20 protein-coding genes are annotated in these 20,468 nt (G+C 48.1%); 9 read left to right on the top strand and 11 right to left on the bottom strand.

Features of this window, described 5'->3' with window-relative positions; all coding sequences use genetic code 11:
* Positions 1-113: 113 nt before the first annotated feature.
* Together ahpC and R8O70_RS00165 are read right to left on the bottom strand one after the other, a co-directional pair.
* Positions 114-671, bottom strand: coding sequence for an alkyl hydroperoxide reductase subunit C (gene ahpC / locus R8O70_RS00160; RefSeq protein WP_005374632.1), 558 nt, complete (start codon positions 669-671; stop codon positions 114-116).
* A 305-nt stretch (positions 672-976) separates the two neighbouring features.
* Positions 977-1,435 (bottom strand): MarR family winged helix-turn-helix transcriptional regulator, encoded by a 459-nt coding sequence (locus R8O70_RS00165; protein ID WP_005383518.1) that lies wholly within the window; start codon positions 1,433-1,435, stop codon positions 977-979.
* A gap of 137 nt (positions 1,436-1,572) precedes the next feature.
* Between R8O70_RS00165 and R8O70_RS00170 the strand changes: the two genes are divergently transcribed.
* From R8O70_RS00170 to R8O70_RS00180, 3 genes are all read left to right on the top strand, one after another.
* Positions 1,573-1,995: an organic hydroperoxide resistance protein gene (locus R8O70_RS00170; RefSeq protein WP_005374640.1), complete on the top strand. Its 423-nt coding sequence runs from the start codon at positions 1,573-1,575 to the stop codon at positions 1,993-1,995.
* Positions 1,996-2,259: 264 nt separating this feature from the next.
* Entirely contained in the window at positions 2,260-2,502 is a 243-nt protein-coding gene (locus R8O70_RS00175; protein WP_005383516.1) for a type II toxin-antitoxin system Phd/YefM family antitoxin, read from the top strand.
* A 13-nt stretch (positions 2,503-2,515) separates the two neighbouring features.
* A complete protein-coding gene (locus tag R8O70_RS00180; protein WP_020195558.1) occupies positions 2,516-2,851 on the top strand; it encodes a type II toxin-antitoxin system RelE/ParE family toxin in 336 nt (111 codons plus the stop codon).
* 53 nt (positions 2,852-2,904) lie between these two features.
* Here R8O70_RS00180 and R8O70_RS00185 read toward each other — a convergent pair whose 3' ends face one another.
* Positions 2,905-4,002 carry an ElyC/SanA/YdcF family protein gene (locus R8O70_RS00185; protein ID WP_258625362.1) on the bottom strand — a complete coding sequence of 366 codons (1,098 nt, stop codon included), beginning with the start codon at positions 4,000-4,002 and terminating at the stop codon, positions 2,905-2,907.
* 298 nt (positions 4,003-4,300) lie between these two features.
* The gene (locus R8O70_RS00190) at positions 4,301-5,200 is read right to left on the bottom strand and encodes an AraC family transcriptional regulator (protein WP_258625365.1); all 900 of its coding nucleotides are present in this window, start codon (positions 5,198-5,200) and stop codon (positions 4,301-4,303) included.
* Between the two features lie 184 nt (positions 5,201-5,384).
* Here R8O70_RS00190 and R8O70_RS00195 point away from each other — a divergent pair, with 184 nt between their 5' ends.
* Together R8O70_RS00195 and R8O70_RS00200 are read left to right on the top strand one after the other, a co-directional pair.
* Positions 5,385-6,248, top strand: coding sequence for a helix-turn-helix domain-containing protein (locus tag R8O70_RS00195; protein WP_258625367.1), 864 nt, complete (start codon positions 5,385-5,387; stop codon positions 6,246-6,248).
* Between the two features lie 91 nt (positions 6,249-6,339).
* The gene (locus tag R8O70_RS00200; protein WP_258625369.1) at positions 6,340-6,927 is read left to right on the top strand and encodes a GNAT family N-acetyltransferase; all 588 of its coding nucleotides are present in this window, start codon (positions 6,340-6,342) and stop codon (positions 6,925-6,927) included.
* Positions 6,928-7,038: 111 nt separating this feature from the next.
* Here the strand turns inward: R8O70_RS00200 and R8O70_RS00205 are convergent, their stop codons facing one another.
* From R8O70_RS00205 to R8O70_RS00230, 6 genes are all read right to left on the bottom strand, one after another.
* Positions 7,039-7,305, bottom strand: a complete 267-nt coding sequence (locus R8O70_RS00205; protein WP_004746427.1) for a DUF2999 family protein — start codon at positions 7,303-7,305, stop codon at positions 7,039-7,041.
* 103 nt (positions 7,306-7,408) lie between these two features.
* Entirely contained in the window at positions 7,409-8,533 is a 1,125-nt protein-coding gene (locus R8O70_RS00210) for a lipocalin-like domain-containing protein (RefSeq protein ID WP_132936223.1), read from the bottom strand.
* Entirely contained in the window at positions 8,533-11,043 is a 2,511-nt protein-coding gene (locus R8O70_RS00215) for an ABC transporter permease (RefSeq protein ID WP_258625371.1), read from the bottom strand. Before R8O70_RS00215 ends, R8O70_RS00210 begins: the two co-directional genes overlap by 1 nt.
* Complete coding sequence (locus R8O70_RS00220; RefSeq protein ID WP_182016050.1) at positions 11,030-11,740, bottom strand: ABC transporter ATP-binding protein; 711 nt, start codon at positions 11,738-11,740, stop codon at positions 11,030-11,032. The genes R8O70_RS00215 and R8O70_RS00220 overlap by 14 nt, the downstream gene beginning before the upstream one ends.
* Before the next feature lie 486 nt (positions 11,741-12,226).
* Positions 12,227-12,472 (bottom strand): DUF3297 family protein, encoded by a 246-nt coding sequence (locus R8O70_RS00225; protein WP_005374689.1) that lies wholly within the window; start codon positions 12,470-12,472, stop codon positions 12,227-12,229.
* Between the two features lie 105 nt (positions 12,473-12,577).
* Positions 12,578-14,569 (bottom strand): U32 family peptidase, encoded by a 1,992-nt coding sequence (locus tag R8O70_RS00230; protein ID WP_171344779.1) that lies wholly within the window; start codon positions 14,567-14,569, stop codon positions 12,578-12,580.
* A 227-nt stretch (positions 14,570-14,796) separates the two neighbouring features.
* Between R8O70_RS00230 and R8O70_RS00235 the strand changes: the two genes are divergently transcribed.
* On the top strand, positions 14,797-15,243 hold the full coding sequence (locus R8O70_RS00235) for a DUF302 domain-containing protein (RefSeq protein ID WP_005383492.1): 447 nt from the start codon (positions 14,797-14,799) through the stop codon (positions 15,241-15,243).
* 96 nt (positions 15,244-15,339) lie between these two features.
* Here the strand turns inward: R8O70_RS00235 and ptsG are convergent, their stop codons facing one another.
* The gene (gene ptsG / locus R8O70_RS00240) at positions 15,340-16,782 is read right to left on the bottom strand and encodes a glucose-specific PTS transporter subunit IIBC (RefSeq protein ID WP_075984812.1); all 1,443 of its coding nucleotides are present in this window, start codon (positions 16,780-16,782) and stop codon (positions 15,340-15,342) included.
* A gap of 247 nt (positions 16,783-17,029) precedes the next feature.
* Here ptsG and R8O70_RS00245 point away from each other — a divergent pair, with 247 nt between their 5' ends.
* From R8O70_RS00245 to R8O70_RS00255, 3 genes are read left to right on the top strand one after another with little or no spacing between them, the layout of a single operon-like run.
* Positions 17,030-17,737 carry a response regulator gene (locus R8O70_RS00245; RefSeq protein WP_005383484.1) on the top strand — a complete coding sequence of 236 codons (708 nt, stop codon included), beginning with the start codon at positions 17,030-17,032 and terminating at the stop codon, positions 17,735-17,737.
* Positions 17,727-19,157: an ATP-binding protein gene (locus R8O70_RS00250; protein ID WP_258625373.1), complete on the top strand. Its 1,431-nt coding sequence runs from the start codon at positions 17,727-17,729 to the stop codon at positions 19,155-19,157. The genes R8O70_RS00245 and R8O70_RS00250 overlap by 11 nt, the downstream gene beginning before the upstream one ends.
* A 2-nt stretch (positions 19,158-19,159) precedes the next feature.
* Positions 19,160-20,404 carry an ABC transporter substrate-binding protein gene (locus tag R8O70_RS00255; RefSeq protein ID WP_258625375.1) on the top strand — a complete coding sequence of 415 codons (1,245 nt, stop codon included), beginning with the start codon at positions 19,160-19,162 and terminating at the stop codon, positions 20,402-20,404.
* The last annotated feature ends 64 nt before the right edge of the window (positions 20,405-20,468 follow it).

Raw genomic sequence — 20,468 nt, forward strand, 5'->3', positions numbered from 1 at the left:
GAGAGAGCAAATCAGGCAGAAGGTCGTCAAGGTATCTAACCTGAAGTGCTCTCTAATTCAGTTCTAATCAGAAAAAGGAAATCGGAACTGATTAGAACTTAAATTTCAGTGGCTTAGATTTTGCCAACTAGGTCTAGTGATGGAGCTAGTGTCTCTTCACCTTCTTTCCATTTAGCTGGGCAAACTTCGCCTGGGTGCGCTGCTACGTATTGAGCTGCTTTCACTTTGCGTAGTAGGTCTTCTGCGTCACGACCGATACCTTCAGCAGTGATTTCCATTGCTTGGATAGTACCTTCTGGGTCGATTAGGAACGTTGCACGGTCTGCAAGACCTTGACCTTCACGCATCACACCGAAGTTGTTTGTGATGTTGCCTGTTTGGTCGCCAAGCATGTAGTACTGAATCTTACCGATTGTGTCTGAGCTGTCGTGCCATGCTTTGTGAGTGAAGTGTGTGTCAGTTGATACTGAGTAAACTTCTACGCCACGTTTTTGTAGCTCTTCGTAGTGGTCTGCTAGGTCGCCCAGTTCTGTTGGACATACAAACGTAAAGTCTGCTGGGTAGAAGAAGAATACTGCCCATTTACCTAGAACGTCTTGTTCTGTTACTTCAACGAATTCACCGTTTTTGTACGCTGTAGCTGCAAATGGTTTGATTTGAGTATTAATCATAATTTACTTTCCTTTGAATGTTTTAAGCTGAGCTGTTGTTGCTTTCGGAAAGTATATTCTCATCGGAGTGTGTTTAAGGAAAATCGCTTGTAACTATCCTATTGATAGCCATTTCCTATTTCACTTGATAGGGAAATCCGATGTAAGTGGGTTTGCATTGATAGGTTTTATTGAAGATGAAGGCAGAGTAACAATAGAGAATACTGATGAGGACCTTAAGTGGATGATCTGAATAAGATCGAAAGAGCCTGCATCTCGGCAGGCTCTTTCTAATAGGAAGTGGGGAAGCGAATGCTTCTATTTTGTTAGCTCAGATTGTCGAGCACTTTGCCACATAGCTTCTTCAGCATGATCATTTCATCCAGCTCTAAGGTGATTTTGCACATCATGGCGTTTGGCACAGACTTAGCTTGTTCTTTAAGGTCACGACCTTGCTCTGTTAGATTGAGTACGCGAACGCGTTCATCGGTTTCACTTCGGCCGCGCTCTACATAGCCTTTTGCTTCTAAGCGTTTAAGCAGCGGCGTGAGTGTGCCTGAGTCCAAATGCAGTTGAGACCCCAACTCTTTCACGCTAGCACCATCTTTCTCCCACAGCACCATCATCACTAGGTACTGCGAATAAGTCAGATCAAGCTCGTCCAACAACGGGCGGTAAGCTCGGATCACTGCGTTTGCAGCGCTGTAGAGCGGGAAGCAAACTTGGTTTTCGAGTAAGAGTTTATCGTCGTCGGTCATGGTGTTGTCGGTGTAACACTGGCTCATTGGCGTTGCCTACCTGCTTACAGAGAAAGAGAGTTATAAAATAAATTGTGCACAATATAGTTGCAAACTATCTTCACTTCGATATAAGATTGCAAGCAATTAAATTGTGCACAACTTAAATTAAGAAGGACACTCGCATGACTACTCTATACAAAACTCAAGCTACCGCTTTGGCTGGTCGTAATGGTCAAGTAAAAACTGATGACGGTCTTCTCGATCTAGAGCTGTCATACCCGAAGGAAATGGGCGGCACAGGCGCAGCAACTAACCCAGAACAGCTTTTCGCAGCGGGCTATTCAGCGTGTTTTTCTAACGCGATTCTGCACGTAGCACGTGAAGGTAAAGTAAATCTGAAAAGTGCACCCGTAACAGCGGAAGTGGGCATCGGTCCTAACGATAACGGCGGCTTTGCACTAACAGTGAGCCTAGCGGTAGAGCTAGACATGCCGCAAGAACAAGCGCTAGAGCTAACGCGCATTGCACACCAAGTTTGCCCATATTCAAACGCAGTTCGTGGCAACATTGATGTGGCAGTAACGGTAAACGGCGAAGCAATTTAAGCGGCTCTTATCACTGCACAAAGACAAGAAAGCCTGCAAGTACGCAGGCTTTTTCTATATTTGAAGTAGGAGTCTAAATTTAAACTTAATTTGGTTTGTTCGAAATGCATAGGTATAGTTGGCAAGATTAGGTCAAAATCTAAACGAAAAATAGAATGTGATTAGCACTTTCTATTGATTCAAATATTTCGGTCAAACCTGCAGTATAGCTCGGCTGGTTTCGCTTGTTGTTACACCAGCGGGGTTGCCGATAGGAGTCATGTGATGAGCACTGAAACGGTAAGTTATCTAAAAAAGAATGCTGCGAAGCTTGAGCTGGATGAACCAATGACGATTACGCAAAATGGTAAGCCTATTTATGTCGTTGAGTCTTATGAAGAACGTCAGAAGCGTGATGAAGCCATTGCTTTAATGAAGTTTGTTAGCTTTGCTCAAAATGATGTTGCGAATGAACGTGTAAAGTCATCAGAAGATATGAAGAGCACGTTAGCAGCACTCAAAGATTGAGTTTGATACGAGCATGGAAGCAAAAGTTCTCTATACACAAACCTTTGAAAATACGGCTATTCAGAGTATTAACTATTTATCGAACTGGAGCGCTCGCAACGATGTGATTGATAGATTAATTGCGGTTCAGCAGAGGTTTGAACACAACGTTTTGAATAACCCGTCTATCTATCCCCCTTGTTATGAACTGACAACAATCGGTGTTTACGACATCCGGCAATTTAGCTTTGATGGATTCAAGCTGCTTTACCGAATTGGTGACAAAAATACTATCTATGCTCTAGTGATTCTGAGTGACAAACAAAACCTACAAAACGCATTGATTGACCACTGCATCATGTTCAAATGATTCTATGAGAGACCGCATTAACGCGGTCTCTTTTGCTTTCTGGCTCTAGTGTATTAACGCGACTCTAGCGGGTAAGAGCGGTAGCTCCACATGCCGTAAGTACGAAGTGCGTCGCGGTAGATACCAAGCAGTTCGCCATCGCTGGCTTTGGCTAAGTCTTTCAGTGGCTTGTCTGGATAGCTCACGGTGTCGAAAGTGATGTCTTGCGGGCCAGTTTGCCAGCTTGCGATTTCAAACAAGGTTTGACCACGGCGCACGTGGCTCGCTGAGCTTATGATGGTCGCGTGTTTGATGTTATGACGCGCCAATGCATAGCTGCTGAATAGGGCGTTACCTACCGTGCTGGTGGCGTAGTTTTCTTCAATGATGCGATCTGTGCTGATGCCTTTTTCAATCAGCCAATCTGCCATTAACTTGCCTTCGGTTTTGTGGTTCTTCGGTACGCCGCCCGTCAATACGATCAACGCGTCTGGGTTTGCTTTCGCCATGGCTAGCGTGGTTTCCAAACGCTCAACCAAGATCTGATGCATTGAACCATCTGGGTTCAGTGCGTATCCCAATGTGACGATTGCGCCTTTGTCATCCAGTTTGCCTTTATCGGCTTTCTCTTTTAGTGGCGTTGCAAGTACGCGGTCTACGGTGTCGAAGATGCGTTGGATATCTGCCGCTTTACCTGCATTGAGTTTAGTGAGCGTCGCCATGTGTTTTGCTGATTCCGCTTGGTTGCCCTCAAACCGTTGCCACACTGCTAAGTAGGCGTGCAAATCCACATCGTCTGGTGCAACAGAAAGGGCTTGTTCAAACAGTTCAATCGCGCGGTCTGCATTCTTGTTATAGATCTGCGCGTTTGCTGCAGAAATCAGTAGATCAGTGCGGTACGGCTCAAGTTTGTATGCTTCTAGTAAGCGGTCGGTAACAATCTCCATGTTGCTCGGCATTTTGGCGGTAAAACCCGCATGCGAGATACGCGCAGGGGATTTGAATGCTTGTACCGCGTCATTCAGCAGTTGGTCGACAACCTGACGTTTGGTGACGATCTGTGAGTAGTCGGCGGAAGATTGGACAGCAGCATCGTTAGCCGCGATAGAGTATGGGGCAGCAGTCAGCGCAATCACGCTACCAAGAGCAATGGCAAGTAAGTTCTTCTTCATGGAATGTCCTAGAGGTGCTGTAGTACCTAGTTTTTATTGTGCCTAGCGTTGTAGGTCTAACGGGGTCGATGGAATTTTTTCAGTCTAGGTTCGCTTCATGAATAATCTGTGAAATGAATCCCAACTCAGCCGAGCGAATGAATGCGCGTGCTCAAAACGCGAAGTAGGATCACGAAAATACTGAGGTATTCATTCGTGTTCTAAGTAGTTGGATTAAAAGATAAACAGCGTTTGGAAGAACGGACTTAATCAACCAGAGTAAGAAATGAAAAAGCCTGCAACGATGCAGGCTTTTGGTTTATTTGATGGCGGTGCAGAAGCTAACGTCTGCATGATGCGTTTGTGGGTCGAAGCTGTGGTAAAGCTCAAAGCAAGGACGGTCGTCGTTCTCAATACCGGATTCAATTACCTTGCTCATGACATCATCCCACGCTTTTGAGTATTGGCTTGGGTCAGTAATGTGCTGGCGCATCACCGCATATTGACCGCCGGGGAAGTCTTGCAGCTCAATGCCTTTCGGAACTTCGGTATCTTCTGGCACCATCAAGCAGATATCAGTACGGCACTTCTCGTCTGGCGTGATTTCTGGGTTGTCATGGTAGATGAAGATGCAGGTATTGCCTGCCAAACCTTTTATTCCTGCCCATTGATACAGGCGACCTGAGGGCTCCTCATAGCCTTGGCCGTAAGGGCCGTTTACGCGAATGTAAGCCAGTTTTGCTTTTTCAAAGTTTTGCGTTTCCATTGTCGTGCTCCATTTGGTGAGTTCAGAGCCAGTATATGAATCGCTTGGTGTTACTTCGTTTCCATTCTTGCGCAACGTGTGTCCAATCTTGCTGTTTCGTGCTAATTCAGAAAACTGCTGGTAGTTTTCGCAGTCACGAAAGGCCGTAGGTGTAACGCCATAATGTTGTTTGAAGGCTTTGGCTAAGCTCTGTGAGCTAGAAAATCCGTACTCTAGGGCAATGTTCAATACCGGTTGCTTAGATTTGAATAAGTCATCGGCGGCGGCTTCTAGACGCAAACGTCGAATGAAATCAGCCAATGTCTCGCCTTGCACGGCTTTGAAGGTACGATGAAAGTGATAAGGAGAAAGGTTCGCCAGCGCGGCCACTTCTGGCAGGTTGAGTGGTTCATTAAAGTGTTGTTCTAAATAACGAATCACAGGAACCAGTCGTTGGTGGTAGTCGACGCGCATCGGGGGATTTCCTTGTTCTGTTCAGCTTGTTTTCTCTGCTCAAAGCCTACCGCAATCCAACAAGCTTGCAAGGGAGCAGGGTGAGAAATGCGTGGCGAGATGAGCGTCAATCAGTCACACTCAACGAACAGATGTTGAAGCAAAAACGTCGCGCTTATTATCTTTACTAACCGCTAGGACAATCATGATAGCTTGGAAACAGTCTCTGCCAGAGTACGAATGGCTCATTCATCAAGTTTGGTACTTGGAAGTGCCAGAGGGTGAAGTCATTGACCCCAAGCCGCATCTTATTCCAAACCCGCGTGCTCATTTACTCTTTACGCCACCAGAGCAAGGCTACAGTTACGACACGGGGGACATTAAGCTTGCTGGCAAAGGCTGCCACTTATTAACGGCTAACGAACATTTGCTGTTGTTGGAAGATAGGGCACCCATCAAGCGTATTGGTATCACCTTTCGCCCAGAGGGTTTGTATGCCATTGAGTCACGGTTTAGTGATGCATCCCAAGTTACAGCAATTAACCAATGCGAATGGTTTGATTGGCTCAACACGGCGTTTGATGAGCGCTTTCAACAAGGTCTATGGCAGTTAGAGTTGCAGGATTCACCGCAATGTTTGCTGGACTATATCAAGCGACATTTAGATGCGTTAGATATCGAACCTTGCCGTATCAAACCGTTTTTGGCATCGCAAAAAGCGGTGTCCGTGATGGACGTTCAAGCGCTACGCTCACCTGAGTTAGCGATGGATATTGATGAGATAGCCAAACAGTGCGCCTGCTCTCGAAGAACGCTTGAGCGCAGTTTCAAACAAGTGGTGGGGGTGAGCGTTAAGCAGTATCAACAAATGGCACGTCTAGAGCAGATGATTTTGACCCTCTACAAGCAACAAGAGGCGATTGATTGGGCGAGCTTCTCCCAACAATTTGGTTTCAGTGACCAATCGCATTTGATTCGTACCCTCAAACAGCAGCTAAGGAAAACACCGAGCAGGTACTTGAAAAAGCGTGACTTAACGATCGATATCTATGGCGACTTTGAGTCGTAATACATTGCTACTCAGCCCGAAAGTTGTCGCAAAAATCCAATTTTTCTCTTATCCGCTGGGCTACTATTTTCAGCAGATAACGAGGTAACACATGTCATATCAAAAACTAAAACAAGGCGAAGCCATCCCATTTAAAGAATCGTTGACTATCCAACTGATTCAAGGCTCTGATCTACAAGATATTATCGAGATGTTGAACGACGATAAGGTCAATCAGTATCTATTCTTCGCACCTGCTGACAACAGCCTATATGAAGGCTTCTTTGGCCCTATTATTGAAAATACGGCACAAGCGATTAAAGACGATGTTTGGCCAGATAGCCCAACGTTCGTGATTCGTGACCAACAAGGTCAGTACATGGGAATGTGTGCAGTGACCGCAGTGATGTTCTTAACTGGCAACTACGAAGTGGGTTATCAGTTACCAACTTGTGCATGGGGCAAAGGCGTTGCGACTCGCGCTTGCCAAATGATGACCGAGATTGGATTTACTGAGCTAAACGCGCATAAAGTCAGTGCCGATTGCTACGCTTCTAATGCTGGCTCTTACAAGACGTTAGAGAAAAATGGTTTTACTCAAGAAGGCCGTCAGAAAGACTACTACAAACTAGAGCAAGGCTTTGACGATAAACTTTACTACGGTATGACCGCAGAACAATTCGCGTCTTTAAATCGCTAATAACTAGCCGACAAAAAAGTAGCTAACAACAAAGTAGCCAACAAAAAAGGCCGTTAACCCACATGCTCGGGTTAACGGCCTTTTCTATATTCAGCGGTAAATGGCTAAGACTTAGTTGCCTTGGTTTTGGCTTTGAAGCTTCTCTTTTGCTTCTTCAACCTTTGAGAAATCCAATCCCAACTCGTCTACGGCTTCTTTGATTAGCGCAGGGTTTTGCATCACTTGCGCCATCAGCATTTGTAGCTTGTCTTGTGGCAAGCCTAGTTGGCTGATTGTTGCCATTGCCGCTAGAGGGTTTTGCGTCAGAGTCTGAAAAATCTCGTTGATTTGCTCATCGCTGATGTTGTTCTCTTTCAGCAAGGCGATAATTGGGTTCATCATATTTCCTTTCAATCATTCATTGGATGACACTGAGGTGCAGTGTATCACTCGGTTACCTGTGTTTGTACTAGCTGAATAATTGGGGTAATCACTCAACTTTTCAATACCCCGTTAGTTCCATATAACCTGTCCCAGAATGAGAGCCCTTAATGCGCACAGGGCCTTCCCAATAAGGCACAGAAAGGGGCATTTTCGCGTTCGGGTTGAGTGCAGAAACCGTAAGCTCAACTTGCTGGTTAGGAATCGATACTTGCCACTCGGTTGGATACTTTCGCCCTTGGATTTCTGTTTGCTTGGTCGCCTTTAACTGAATGTCCTTTTGTGGGATAGCGATGCCAGAACCATCTTGCTGCATCAGCCTTGCGCTGGAGTAACTGGCTTGTCCGGTTTTGGAATCACGCAATTGGAACACCACCAAGCTAGTGTTGTCACTCAACCTTAGGGCAAACCAGTCCCAGCCTTGTTGTGAGTCGAGTAAGAATTGCGAGCTCCACTCTCGATCTATCCAACCTTTGCCCGACACTTGATGGGTTTTGCCGTCGAGCGTGACTTTACCGGAGACTTCAATAAACGGTTGGCTGTAGTAATACGAAGCCACCTGACCATCGGCGCTTTTGGTGCTGTACCCTTGCTCGCCTTGCTTTTGATAAGGTGCGCTGCTGGTAAGCGTCAGCGAATAGCCAAACTGTTCGGAGTTCGCCTTCAATGTGGCAGGGAAGAGGTCGGTGGTTGAAGAGGTCCACTGCCAATCATCGAGGTAAACGCGAAATGGTGAGGTGTCGACGCCAGCGAGAGAGGCTTGAGCGCGTGACCATTTTTCATCGGCGTAGTGTTTGTCGGTTGTCGTGACTGCGCTGTGCGCCATGTAGATTTGTTGAGCTTGCCACTCGGTTTTCTTCACGTCATCTTCGTCCGTTGGCGGCGCAGCAGCAAAGCGAAATTGTGTCCACTGGACGCCAAGTGGAGTGCCATCTTCATCAATTAAGTTAGCGGTTAAGTACCACCATTCATGACGAAAATTCGGGTGCGCTTGATGATCGGCAGGAAAGGTGAGTTCAACCCCTTTTTCTACGGGTGTGAATAAGTTGCTCTCGCTTTGCGTATCTCCGCTTCCCAGCAACTTGCCCATATTTTGCGTACCCATATTTTTTTGTTGGGCACCTTCACAACCGAACAGGAACAGACTGCTTATGAGCAGAGTAAGTTTGCTTGCTAATCGAACCATCACAACACCTCGCTTTGCAAACTGGAGACGACAGGTTTACTGACCAATCGCCACAGCGGAATCAAGGTTGCAATCACCGCTACCAAGATGGTGATTGCCGAAATGCTCAGCGCATCACTCCAATTCCACAGATAATTTAAGCTCCAACCAAAAGCACGCAAGGTGACGATGTCTGTCAGTACATAGCCCACCATGGCACCGAGGGGCAGGGCGATAACCAGAGTAAAACTGACCAAAGCGACGATCTGCCCGACCACCATGGTCATTAATTTACGACGGCTTACGCCAAGTGCATACAGCCTTGCAATGGCGGCTTTGCGCGCGTCGAGCAACATGAAGCAAGCACTGAACAAGCCAATCACCGCGACCATCAACGTCACACCGTTGAGTGCGCGCGTAATGGCGAAGGTCTGCGAGAAAATATCCAACGCGATGGATTTGATTTGCGCCTGATCGTAGAGCTGACTTGGGTGCAGATTCAATTGCTCGCGCAGTTGCTCGTAGACGATTTGTGGGTCCCCCGAGACTTTAATACCAAGGCTTGTCGGCAAGTCGGTAAATCCGCTCTCTTGCCATAGCTTTGGTGCTAATAACACTTCACCGTTGGGTGAGCCGTAATCGTGGAATACCGCACCCACAAGCAGGTTGTTATTTGGAATGGCATCAAGCGTGAGCTCGCTACCCAATGATAAACCCAGTTTGACCGCAGTCGGTTCACTGATAGCGACTAACTCACCTTGGTAAAAACGTGACCAGAAGTTCTCTAAATGCGATTTGAAAACCATGGTTTGCTCTAAGGTGTCTTTGTCTTTGGTGCCAAGCAAAATCGGTAAGCCTTGCAGATTATCGTCGACGTAGTATTGCTTGTAGACGGTCTCAACCTTGTCGAACTGCCCCAACGCGCGCTCTACATCAGCGATTTCTCCTTGGGCAGGGCTGACGTAAATATCGGCGTGCAGCCTTTGTTCTAACCACTGTTTTAGGGTGGATTCAAAGCTACCAACTAGCGTGTTCATGCCCATATTGGCTGTAACGGCGAGCAGCAGTGCCATCATGGCGAGAGAAAGCGGAGAAATCAGCTCGCGTAGCTCAGCAAACAGATACTGCATCAAACCAGAACTGGTGCGCTTTTCACACCAATTGGCTAACACGCTGAGTGTTTTGGGTAGGTACAAAGGAATCGACACCACAAGCACGCCGAGCCACGCCATGGTGAAGCGGTGATGCTCACTCAGCCATAACCCTGCGAGTGCGAGAGCCGTCAACGCAGCACCTATCACGAACAATTGGTTTTCGTTAGAGGCTTCCGGCGCTTGATAAAATCCGCCATGAGAGGAAAGCGGCTGGCGCACTCGCTGTTTAAAGTGCTGCCAACATGCCAATAGGGTTGCGGTTAACGTGAGTAGCAGGGCTTGCGCCCACCATTGCCACTGCCAAGTGCCGGGCAGCAGTGTCGCGCCATAAAGTTGTTCTAGAGTCAGTGCCACGGTCGGATGTAACCAGTGGCTAAGCTGCATGCCCAATACAAAACCGAGGGAAGCGCCGATGGTAACGAGAATTGTGAGTTCAACTAACAGCGTAGAGAACACAATGCTCGGCGCAACACCCGCTTGTTGAATTTGCACTAACAGCCGATTGCGTTTAAGCAAGCTGTACTTTACGCCGTTGTAAGCGATGAACAGCCCGACTAAAAACGCGAGTAAGCTCATTGCCGTGAGGTTGAGGTGAAAGCTGTCGGTCAGCGAACCAAGGTCGGTACTTTGATTATTGGCAATCCATTGTCCTTGCTCACCAATAAGGTTCTGCCAATTTGCTTGCGTGTCTTTATTCCCTTTATCACCCGAATGGAAAACCGCAATGTAACTGAGCTGTCCTTGTTTATTGAGCAATTGCTGGGCAAAGCCAATGTCCATCAACATTCGGCTACCTAACTGCCATTCGTCAGGTAGCACCACCACTTGGGTTGGAATGTCGTCCAGAGTTAGGGTTTCTACCTCTCCTAAGTTTTGATGTTGAGATTGGCTCATCATCACGATTGGCTTGCCGGCTAAAAGCTCAGGCAAAGGTAAAGCACTATCGAACAAAGACACGTTCTGTTCACTATCTGATGAATAGCGAGAACGTGAAGAGATAGCGGCAATCAACTCGCTACCTTGTACTGACCAGCGTCGACCTTGTTCGTCTCTCACTCGCCCTTCGATTACAGGTAGCGCTGTACTGAGTCCGTTTTGTCTAAGGGTGAAGTAGAGCGATTCGGGCAGGTAGTTTTGCCCTGCTGGTGGAATAACTACGTTCTGAGCTTGTGCGCTAAGCTGCTCGGTAGACTCCGCATAACTGCGCTTGGCATTGAGGTTGATGGCTTGCACCGCAACAAACAAGGTCACAGCCAACACGATACCGATCAGAATTGCGGCGGCTTGCAGTGGCGCCTGCCGATAGTGCGCTGCAAACAGATTCAGGGCGAGTCGAGTATGAGTGAATCTGTTGTTTGATGGCTTAGTTTGCTTCATGGTGAAGCTCATGTTTGTTTACTTGATGGCTGTTCTGTAGCTGACTATTATCCAATCGCAGCCGTGCTTTCATAAATTCAGCGCATTCATGGCTGTGGGTCACCAAGAGCACGGCGGTATTGCCTTGGGTGGTGATTTCACTCAGCAGTTTCATCACTTCTAACCCTGCTTTTTGGTCAAGGTTACCTGTGGGTTCATCAGCAAGTAGCAGTTTAGGTTTGTGTGCTAAGGCGCGCGCAATAGCGACTCGTTGTTGTTGACCACCGGAAAGGGTAAAAACATGTCTATCGAGCAGTTGGCTGATGCCCAGAGTCTCGACCAAATAATCGCACCAGTCGTTCCATTTCTGCTGATTCAAATGCAGAGGGAAGGCGATGTTTTGCTGCACGTTGAGCGGCGTTAATAGATTGAATTGCTGAAAGATAACACCGAGTTTTTGGTGTCGAAATTGGCTCCATTGTGGGTCTTTCCAAGCCGCTGTGTTATCGCCATCTAACCACAACTCACCTTCGGAAAGTGGCTCAAAGCCAGCGATGACATTGAGTAAAGTACTTTTGCCGCTACCACTTGCGCCCGTTAGCGCAACACTCGCTCCTGTGTTCAACGTAAAGTCGACGCCTTCTAACACGCGATGTGTTTCTTTGCCATCAACAAAGCTTTTGCTGGCGTGTTTGAGTGTGACAAGTGGGCTTTCCATTTCCTCTCCCTGTATTCAAAAGGTGTCGTTTCTTTTGGCAATCACTATTGCAGTTAGTTCTCTAGAAACTTTAGACAACAATTAGATAAAAACAGCGATTTACATCGAGTTTAAGGTCTGTTGACCTTTCGAGCTGATTTTTGCAGCGAATTGTTGGGTATTTGTGCAAGGCAGAAGCTTTGATGTGTAGTTAGCCTACATGAAAAAGCTGATAACGCAGGAGAAATGACCAACAAACGCTGCCCAAAGGGTTCGGCTAAAATCGTTCTATGCTTTGTTAAGGAGTATTTACTTAGGATGCTAGGCTACAACTCCTTGCCTCGCCTAAAACGATTTTATCTCGAACAAAACTTAATCTCGAAAGATAAACAGACCCTACTTTGTACTGAAAAGAAGAGGGAAGAGATTAAATGAGGAAGGGATATGACAGGCATTAAAAAAGCCCGAGTCAAACTCGAGCTTTCAAATACATTCAGCGTGGTCAGCTTACACGTAGTACGCTTCAACTTCGCCTTTAAGCTTGATTAGCATTGGGTTACCGAAACGGTCTTTTGCTTTAGGAGAAGCAATTTTTACCCAACCTTCGCTGATGCAGTATTCTTCTACGTCAGTACGCTCTTGACCGTTGATACGAATACCGATTTGGTGCTCGAAGCATTCTTTGATGAAGAATGGGCTACGTGGGTTACCCGCTAGGCGATCTGGTAGAGCTGGTTTAGCTGTGTCTGTCATTTTGTGTGACCTAAATTCCGTAAAAAGTGCGCTATTGTAGTCAGTGCACTGTGTGTGTTCAAGATATGTTGAGAGTGGATGCGTTGTTTAACTTTCAAGTACCGCCTACAACCCCTTCAAATACTGCGCGTTGGCTGTTGGTTGAATCATGTCATTCAGCGTTTGGACGGCTTGTTCACTGTGATCTTCAAGTAGAGCTAAGAACGCGTCAATCAACTCAGGTTTGCTTGCTGAGACTTTCGTTTCTGTCTGGATATCACGCAGATCGATCAACACATCGGTAAACAATTGCGGCAGATCGTGCAGCACTTGCAGGTTTAAGACGTTGTGCTCGCTGTAGATTGAATTGTGGCTGCCTTTTTGTTTTTGTACCACGTAAGGATTGTCTTTTAAGTTGATGATAGACGTGCGTTTATCACAGCGTTTCAAACAACCTTTGTTGACCTTCACCTTACGGCATCCTTCGGTTTGTTGGAACAAACATTGGCGGCTCGTGAGTAGGGTATTTGGATGATAAATGCTGTAGAAGCTGCGCATGTTTTTCGGACGCTTTATGTGACGCATCTGCTTCATATTCAGCTCGTTAGAAACAAACGCGCCACTTGCCGCGAACTCGTCTTGAAGGCATTTAAACGCGTATGAGTTCACCGTGTTCATTTGTGGGCCTGCCACCCAGCCTAAGCCGAGCTCTTTTGCGAGCATGCCGACGCCTGAGTTGTTGGTGATCAACAATTCAGGTTGGATGGTTTCCAAAAATACACGAGCGGCGTGGTAGTCTTCGCCAATCAAAATGGCAGGGAACCAAGGTTTGAGCATTGGGTTGGCTTGGAACAATTCAATCATCGCGCTCAGTTCACCAGACAATCCCATTGGCAATTGATAGTAAACGTCAACGTTGTGGTATTCACACAGCATGGCTTCTTGTGCTGACGAGATCAGAACCGATAGTTTTGGCGCACCTTGGCGAGGGTCTGGTTGAGGTAACGCTGGCAGAGTTGGCACATCAATCGACCCTTTCAAGCTGCTGCCGGATACTTGTGTTGAAGTGGCATCGAACGACTTAGTTTGCTCTGCCACTTTCTCAATGATCGCGGTTTTGTCATCGTATAGTTTCTTTTTCACCGCTTGCACATCATCAGCAGATTGGCATTGGTAAACCTTCGAAAAATGCTTTACAGCGTGGTCGCGCGGGTTGTCGATGTACATCGCCTTGCCGAAATCACCTTGCAAAAATGCGTTGGAGAAATCACGGTTGAACACCGTGTATAACTCTGTGGTGTCTTCAGAGAGTTCCAAACCTTCGCACAAGCGATCGATTTGCTGACGCCAATTGTCGACCACGGTATAGACGTAGTGCGATTTCTTGATTCGTCCTTCCACTTTTAAGGAATACACGCCAGCATCGGCAAGCGCTTCCAAGTCCCCAAAGGCGGAGTTGTCTTTCATATTGAGTGGGTAGTTGTTGCCCGTTTTGGTCGTTTCGTACTGTTCGCGACAAGGTTGACTGCAACGTCCACGGTTACCTGATGCACCATTGCGAGCGGAACTTATGTAGCAAATTCCGGAGAATCCGATGCAGTATGAGCCGTGGACAAACACTTCCATCATTACGTTGTGCTCGCGACCAAATTGCGCCAGATGTTTTATCTCACTGATGTTAAGTTCGCGAGATAAGTTTACTCGGCTTGCGGTGATCTGGTTGAGAAAGAGGATCTGGCCTTCGTTATGCGTGTTCAGTTGCGTTGAAGCGTGCACATCCAAATCGGGAAAGTGATGTTTGAGAATATAGGTCAGACCGAGATCTTGCACGATCACGCCATCGATTTTGGTGGTGTTCAGTTGGCTGAGTAAGCGAACAATCGCTGGAATTTCACTTTCTAAAATCAGCACATTCAACGTTAGGAAAATCTTACAGCTGTGCTGATGGGCTAACGTTAACACGCCATTTAAGTTATCTAAGGTGAGGTTGGTCGCTCGGTTACGAGCATTGAAGCGGTCGAGCCCACAGTAAATTGCATCGGCGCCAGCGGCAATGGCGGCTTTGATGGAATCTAAATCACCACCGGGTGCTAATAACTCAAATTGATCGCGTGTCACTACTTTTCTCTTTCTTACTAAAATAGGCTGCAAATGTTACGTATTTCACGCTTTTGATGCTCGGCTAGTTAATGCTTTATTAATCTGAATCAATTAATCCGTGTTACACGGTCGACTCTTGAGTGGGTAGAGTGCAATTCGCGATAGTGGGATCTGACTTCTATAGTTTTCCTACACTTGGTTTTTCTATATCTAGTTTTCGACTCAGAGAGAGGAAGGGACGACAAATGAAAAAAGTAATCATCGGGTTGGTCGTGGCGTTGACGTCATTGAGTGCGTTGGCTGGTGAGGGTGTGGTAACCGTTGCGAGCACGCATTCAGCAAAAGATACGGCGGATAAATTTGTCGCTATCGCGCAAGAAAAAGGGTTGAACGTCTTTGCGCGCATTAACCATCAAGAGAATGCCACGAAAGTCGATATGACGTTGCGACCAACCGAAGTTATCGTGTTTGGAAACCCTAAAGTGGGCACGCCACTGATGATCTGTGCGCAGGAAGTGGCGCTCGATTTACCCCAAAAAGTGTTGGTGTATGAAGATGCTGAAGGCAAAACGTGGTTAGCTTATAACGATCCTATGTATTTAAAGCAGCGCCATCATATTGAAGGCTGTGACGAGGTATTGAACAAAATCAGCGGCGTGCTGGGCAATTTAACCAACGCGGCGGCGAAGTAGGGCTGGTTATTGGCTTCGCTTTTTTTACTCCGAAAACGAAAAAGCCAACCTCACAAGGAGGTTGGCAAATCTTACCTAAACTGGGGGTAAATAAGATCAGGAGGTGGCGAGTACGCTGTGCACTTCTGACTTAATTGAGTCAGACTGCGTGCCGAAAATCGCTTGTAAACTGTCGCCAATCACTAACACATCTCGCGCGCCAAGTGCTTTTAGCTTAGCAACATCAACGTTAGCAATGTCTTTCACCGATACGCGCAGACGAGTGATACACGCATCGACTGACTTGATATTGGCTTTGCCGCCCAATGCCGCTACTACATCCACCGCGATTTCATCAGGCTGTCCGGCAATCTTCACTTCTGCAGTGTCGGTTTCGCGACCCGGAGTTTTTAGATCCAACTTCACAATTAGGAAGCGGAACAAACCGTAGTACAGCGTCGCCCAGATTGGACCGATGATGATGAACATCCACGCGTTGGTCGACATTGGGTAGTAAAGGAAGAACTGGATCGCGCCGTGCGCAAAGTCCGTGCTGTGTTTGATTTCCAAAAACGCGGTGATCGCAAACGCAATACCGGTGAGGAAAATATGGATCACGTACAGCACTGGCGCGACGAATAGGAAGGTAAATTCGATTGGCTCTGTGATACCAGTTAACCAAGAGGTCAACGCCGCAGACATCATCAAACCGCCGACGATTTTCTTACGCTCAGGAGACGCGCAGTGGTAAATCGCCAGTGCCGCTGCTGGGAGCGCCCACATGGAGTACATAAAGCCACCAGACAGATAACCTGCGGTTTTATCGCCTGCGAAGAAGCGAGTGAGCTCACCAGTAAACTCTTTGCCTGTTTCTGGGTCTACATAGCTGCCGACTTCAAAGAAGAACGGCGCATTCCAGATGTGGTGCAAACCAACCGGGAGTAAAGAACGTTCGCCAGCGCCGTATACCGCCCACGCGAGTACAGGGTTTTGGTACGCTGCCCAATGAGAAAATGCATCAAGAAGTTGTCCGACAGGTGGCCATGCAAACGCGAGAATCGCACCAACGACGATCGCCGATAAACCGGTGACAATGGGCACAAATCGCTTACCCGCGAAAAAGCCCAAATATTCCGGCAGCTTGATGTTGTAGAAGCGGTTGTACATGATTGCCGCGACCGCACCGATAAAGATGCCGCCAAACACCCCGGTTTGCAGCGTCTCAACGCCCATGATGGTGGCGTCAGTTTCTAGGCCGCGCAGGCCAGTCACGATACCGAGCGATGCGTTCATTATAATTAGGCCAACTAAGCCTGCGAGCGCAGCGGCACCGTCATTGCCTTTTGACAACCCGAGCGCCACACCGACTGCAAACATCAACTGCATGTTGCCGAATACGCCTTCACCGGCGGCGAGCATCACTTTGTTGACCGCGTCTGGAATAAACGCAAAACCCGCGTTACCAATACCCAGCATCAAGCCAGCCACTGGTAACACCGCCACAGGCAGCATCAACGACCGCCCTATTTTTTGTAGTTGTCCAAATATACTTGCAAACATGGTTTCCTCCTGACGAATGCCAGTGTTGTAGGACCTGATTCCTTCAGGTCATGTTGTTTCACGTAAGGTCAGGATGATCATAGCGAGCAAGGCGGCGCCTAAGGTTACAAAAGGCAATCAGTTTGTAAGTGGCCGCTTACAAATCTCTTACACTGAGAAGTGAAAATTGTAATCGGCTCGATTGTGCATGGGCGTTTAAGAATGCATCATATTGGCCAGCGCTAAGCACAGGCACAGGGAAAGTAGGATGGAAAACAAGCAGATACTGGTCGTCGATGACAACCTCGACCTTCGCGAAGCGTTGTCAGATTACCTTGGCCGCGCAGGGTTTGAAGTGCTTTGCGCGGAAAACGGCGGCGTGATGTGGCAACTGCTCAACGATCACCATCCTGATTTGATCATCCTCGATATTATGATGCCCGGTGAAGACGGCTTTACCCTGTGCCAGAAACTGCGCAAAAACTCCGATATCCCGATCATCATGCTGACCGCCGTCACTGAAGAAGCCGACCGAGTCGCGGGGCTAGAAATGGGCGCTGACGACTACATCACCAAATCATTCAGTCCGCGTGAACTGCTCGCGCGCATCAAAACCATTCTGAGACGCAGCCAATCGACCGCCAATAGCAAACTGACGCGTAAAGTGCGTTTTGACGATTGGTTATTAGATACCGTAACCCGGCAACTGACCCACGTTGCTAGCCGCGAGGTTAAGCAACTGAGTGGCGCGGATTTGTCGCTGCTCGGTTTGTTCGTCAACCACGCGCAATCAATATTGTCTCGCGATGACATTGCGCGCGAGATCTGGGGACGCGATGCCGACCCGTTTGAACGCGGCATTGACGTGCAGATCAGCCGCTTGCGTCATCACCTTGAAGATAAAGACCGCTCTCTGATCTTAACGGTGCGTAATAAAGGCTACATGCTGACCACGGACGTGCACTATGAGAATTAAACGCTGGACGGGATCACTGGTCGTTCGCACCAGTGTGTTCCTGTTGCTGGTGATCATTTTGGCGCAGGTATTATCCGGAATTATCTGGTATCAACATGCCAGCGAACGCGATAAAGAGGGCCTGACCACCACAGTCAAAAGCTTAGCACTGAGCGCTTCTTCCACCATCGCTTTCTTTCAAACCCTCCCTTCTGAATATCGCCACTTGGTGCTCAATCAACTGCGCAACATGGGCGGCACGCGCTTTTTCGTCTCACTCAACAATCACCAGATTGACGTCGACCCACTGCCAGAAAGCGAACGCAAAACGCTGGTCATCAACCAAGTTCGCGAGGTATTAGAAAGCGAGTTGAGCGGCATTCCTAATATCGAGGTGGAGTTCACCCAGCGCGACAAACTCAAAGTGTTCAACAACGAGCTACCTATCGATGAACTGCCACTATTGTGGGCGCATTATTCGCTTTCGTTTGGTGACCTCAATCCACCCATTCTGGTGATGCAGGTCGAAGTCGCGCAGAACGAATGGTTTTATCTCGCGGCGGTGCTACCCGCGCCTTACATCAACCTAGAGACTAACTATTTTGAGCTGCGCCAATGGCTGACGCTATTGGTGTCCGCGCTAATGCTGTTGCTGTGTACCTGGTTTATCGTTCGCAAAGAAATTCAACCAATTCGAGAGCTGGCAAAAGCCGCAACCCTGATGTCGAGCCGACTAGACGTGCCCGAAGTCTCTGAGCGAGGCAGTAACGAACTGAAAGCGGCGGTACGTGCGTTTAACAAGATGAGTCGACGCATCGACAGCCATATTAAAGACCGTGAAATGTTGTTCAGCGCCATCTCCCACGATCTGAAAACGCCGATTGCCTGCCTAAAACTGCGAGCGGAAATGCTGGATGACGACGCCGACCGAGAACGCTTTATCCGCCTGAGTAACGACCTAGATTTGATGGTCAAAGGCGCATTGCAATGCATTAAAGAGACCGATATCCACGAGGAAATCGAGCCGATCAATTTCACCCAACTGATTCAGCACATTTCCTCCAATATCGCCGATGCGCCGGACACAATTCGCATCCACGGTGAAATCCGCACCCACTTTGCTGGTAAACCGTTAGCGATTAAGCGCTGCATTCAGAATCTGGTCGATAACGCGCTCAAATACGGCCATCAAGCGGACATTACGCTGAGTGAAAGCCCAGAGTCGATCCAGATTGAAATTGAAGATCACGGTGGCGGCGTTGACGATTTATTACTTGAAAAGCTCTGCCAGCCATACTTCCGCGCTAGCAACGATAAAGAAGGCAGTGGGCTGGGGTTAACCATTTCACAGAGTATTGCAAAGGCTCATGGCGGCAACTTGTTGCTGAGCCATTCTCAGTTTGGCGGCCTCTGCGCCACACTGACTTTCCCGAGAGACTGACTATGAACAAACTGGCATTCTGGTTCCCACTGTTGCTCGCCCCTTGCGTTGCTCACGCTGAGTCGCCACAAGGGGTAGAGTTTTTACATTGGTGGACTTCTGACGGCGAGCAGCAAGCGCTGCAAACACTTAAAGCACAACTGAAACAGCACGATATTGAGCTGCTGCAAAGCCCGGTGTTAGGCGGTGGTGGTGACAGCGCGATGACGGTACTGCAAGCTCGCGCGCTGGCGGGTAATCCACCGAGCTTCGCGCAAATCGAAGGGCCAAGTATTAAGGCGTGGGATGCCATCGGTATTTTGCACAACGTCAACGCGGTTGCCGATGAGCAGCGCTGGGACGAGGTGCTCTACCCGCTGTCTATCGAAATCAATAAAACACAAAACGGCTACATCGCCCTGCCACTCACACTGCACCGCTTAAACTGGCTGTGGGTCAACCACAAGCTGCTTAAACAACTGAATCTGTCCGCGCCGAAAAACTGGCAAGAGATGTTCGCCGCCATGGAGCTTGCTAAGCAAAATGGCATCGTGCCGATCGCGGTCGGTGAGCAGCCGTGGCAAGTCGCCCAACTTTTCGAGAACTTAGTGATCTCCACTGGCGGCGTTGAGTTCTACACCAATGCGATGGTTAAACTAGAACGCGACAGCATCGACAGCGATACCCTGCGTCAAGCTCTGACGCAATTTCGCCGCCTGAGTTTGTTGATCGACAACCAATTACCCGACAGTAAGTGGGATACGGCGACCCAAGCGCTAGCCGACGGTCAAGCGCTGTTTCAAATCGGTGGAGATTGGATTTTAGGTGAGCTGCTCACCAATCAAGTCTCGGTTCCGCAAGAGGTCGGTTGTTACCCAACGCCTGACAGCGATGGTGTCTTCCTCTACAACATGGACAGCTTGGTGTTTATGTCGAGCAAGTCGTTTTCTGCCGAGGCGGCTCTGCAAACCGCAAGCGCGCTGGCAGACGTCGAGTTTCAAGCCAAGTTCAATAAGGTAAAAGGTTCGATTCCGGTACGCACCGATATTGACATCAGCGATTTTAATCCGTGTCAGGTCCAGTCATATCAAGACTTTCACTACGGCGTTAAACACAACCTCGCTGTGCCGAGTATGATTGATTCGATGGCGGTCAATCCGGTTGCTCAGCAAGCGATAAACTCGGAAATCTTCCGTTTTTACCGCAATCCCAAGATGGAACCCGACGAGCTGATAAAACGCATTATTGCTATTTCGCAAAGCGGTTAATGGCAATGAATTTGTGCCGAGTGGAATAAAAAAGCCCCAATGATTGGGGCTTGAATGAAGCGAA

This window comes from Vibrio sp. 779(2023), from assembly GCF_033344285.1.
GTDB classification, from domain to species: domain Bacteria; phylum Pseudomonadota; class Gammaproteobacteria; order Enterobacterales; family Vibrionaceae; genus Vibrio; species Vibrio alginolyticus.

What these genes read in the sequence shown, in the direction of transcription:
- R8O70_RS00195 (WP_258625367.1), top strand. Translation starts at nt 5,385, where the DNA reads ATGATAGCTTGGAAACAGTCTCTGCCAGAGTACGAATGGCTCATTCAT.
- R8O70_RS00210 (WP_132936223.1), bottom strand. Translation starts at nt 8,533, where the DNA reads ATGGTTCGATTAGCAAGCAAACTTACTCTGCTCATAAGCAGTCTGTTC.
- R8O70_RS00175 (WP_005383516.1), top strand. Translation starts at nt 2,260, where the DNA reads ATGAGCACTGAAACGGTAAGTTATCTAAAAAAGAATGCTGCGAAGCTT.
- ahpC (WP_005374632.1), bottom strand. Translation starts at nt 671, where the DNA reads ATGATTAATACTCAAATCAAACCATTTGCAGCTACAGCGTACAAAAAC.
- R8O70_RS00170 (WP_005374640.1), top strand. Translation starts at nt 1,573, where the DNA reads ATGACTACTCTATACAAAACTCAAGCTACCGCTTTGGCTGGTCGTAAT.
- R8O70_RS00190 (WP_258625365.1), bottom strand. Translation starts at nt 5,200, where the DNA reads ATGCGCGTCGACTACCACCAACGACTGGTTCCTGTGATTCGTTATTTA.
- R8O70_RS00215 (WP_258625371.1), bottom strand. Translation starts at nt 11,043, where the DNA reads ATGAAGCAAACTAAGCCATCAAACAACAGATTCACTCATACTCGACTC.
- R8O70_RS00245 (WP_005383484.1), top strand. Translation starts at nt 17,030, where the DNA reads ATGGAAAACAAGCAGATACTGGTCGTCGATGACAACCTCGACCTTCGC.
- R8O70_RS00185 (WP_258625362.1), bottom strand. Translation starts at nt 4,002, where the DNA reads ATGAAGAAGAACTTACTTGCCATTGCTCTTGGTAGCGTGATTGCGCTG.
- R8O70_RS00255 (WP_258625375.1), top strand. Translation starts at nt 19,160, where the DNA reads ATGAACAAACTGGCATTCTGGTTCCCACTGTTGCTCGCCCCTTGCGTT.
- R8O70_RS00235 (WP_005383492.1), top strand. Translation starts at nt 14,797, where the DNA reads ATGAAAAAAGTAATCATCGGGTTGGTCGTGGCGTTGACGTCATTGAGT.
- R8O70_RS00165 (WP_005383518.1), bottom strand. Translation starts at nt 1,435, where the DNA reads ATGAGCCAGTGTTACACCGACAACACCATGACCGACGACGATAAACTC.
- R8O70_RS00220 (WP_182016050.1), bottom strand. Translation starts at nt 11,740, where the DNA reads ATGGAAAGCCCACTTGTCACACTCAAACACGCCAGCAAAAGCTTTGTT.
- R8O70_RS00180 (WP_020195558.1), top strand. Translation starts at nt 2,516, where the DNA reads ATGGAAGCAAAAGTTCTCTATACACAAACCTTTGAAAATACGGCTATT.
- R8O70_RS00225 (WP_005374689.1), bottom strand. Translation starts at nt 12,472, where the DNA reads ATGACAGACACAGCTAAACCAGCTCTACCAGATCGCCTAGCGGGTAAC.
- ptsG (WP_075984812.1), bottom strand. Translation starts at nt 16,782, where the DNA reads ATGTTTGCAAGTATATTTGGACAACTACAAAAAATAGGGCGGTCGTTG.
- R8O70_RS00200 (WP_258625369.1), top strand. Translation starts at nt 6,340, where the DNA reads ATGTCATATCAAAAACTAAAACAAGGCGAAGCCATCCCATTTAAAGAA.
- R8O70_RS00205 (WP_004746427.1), bottom strand. Translation starts at nt 7,305, where the DNA reads ATGAACCCAATTATCGCCTTGCTGAAAGAGAACAACATCAGCGATGAG.
- R8O70_RS00250 (WP_258625373.1), top strand. Translation starts at nt 17,727, where the DNA reads ATGAGAATTAAACGCTGGACGGGATCACTGGTCGTTCGCACCAGTGTG.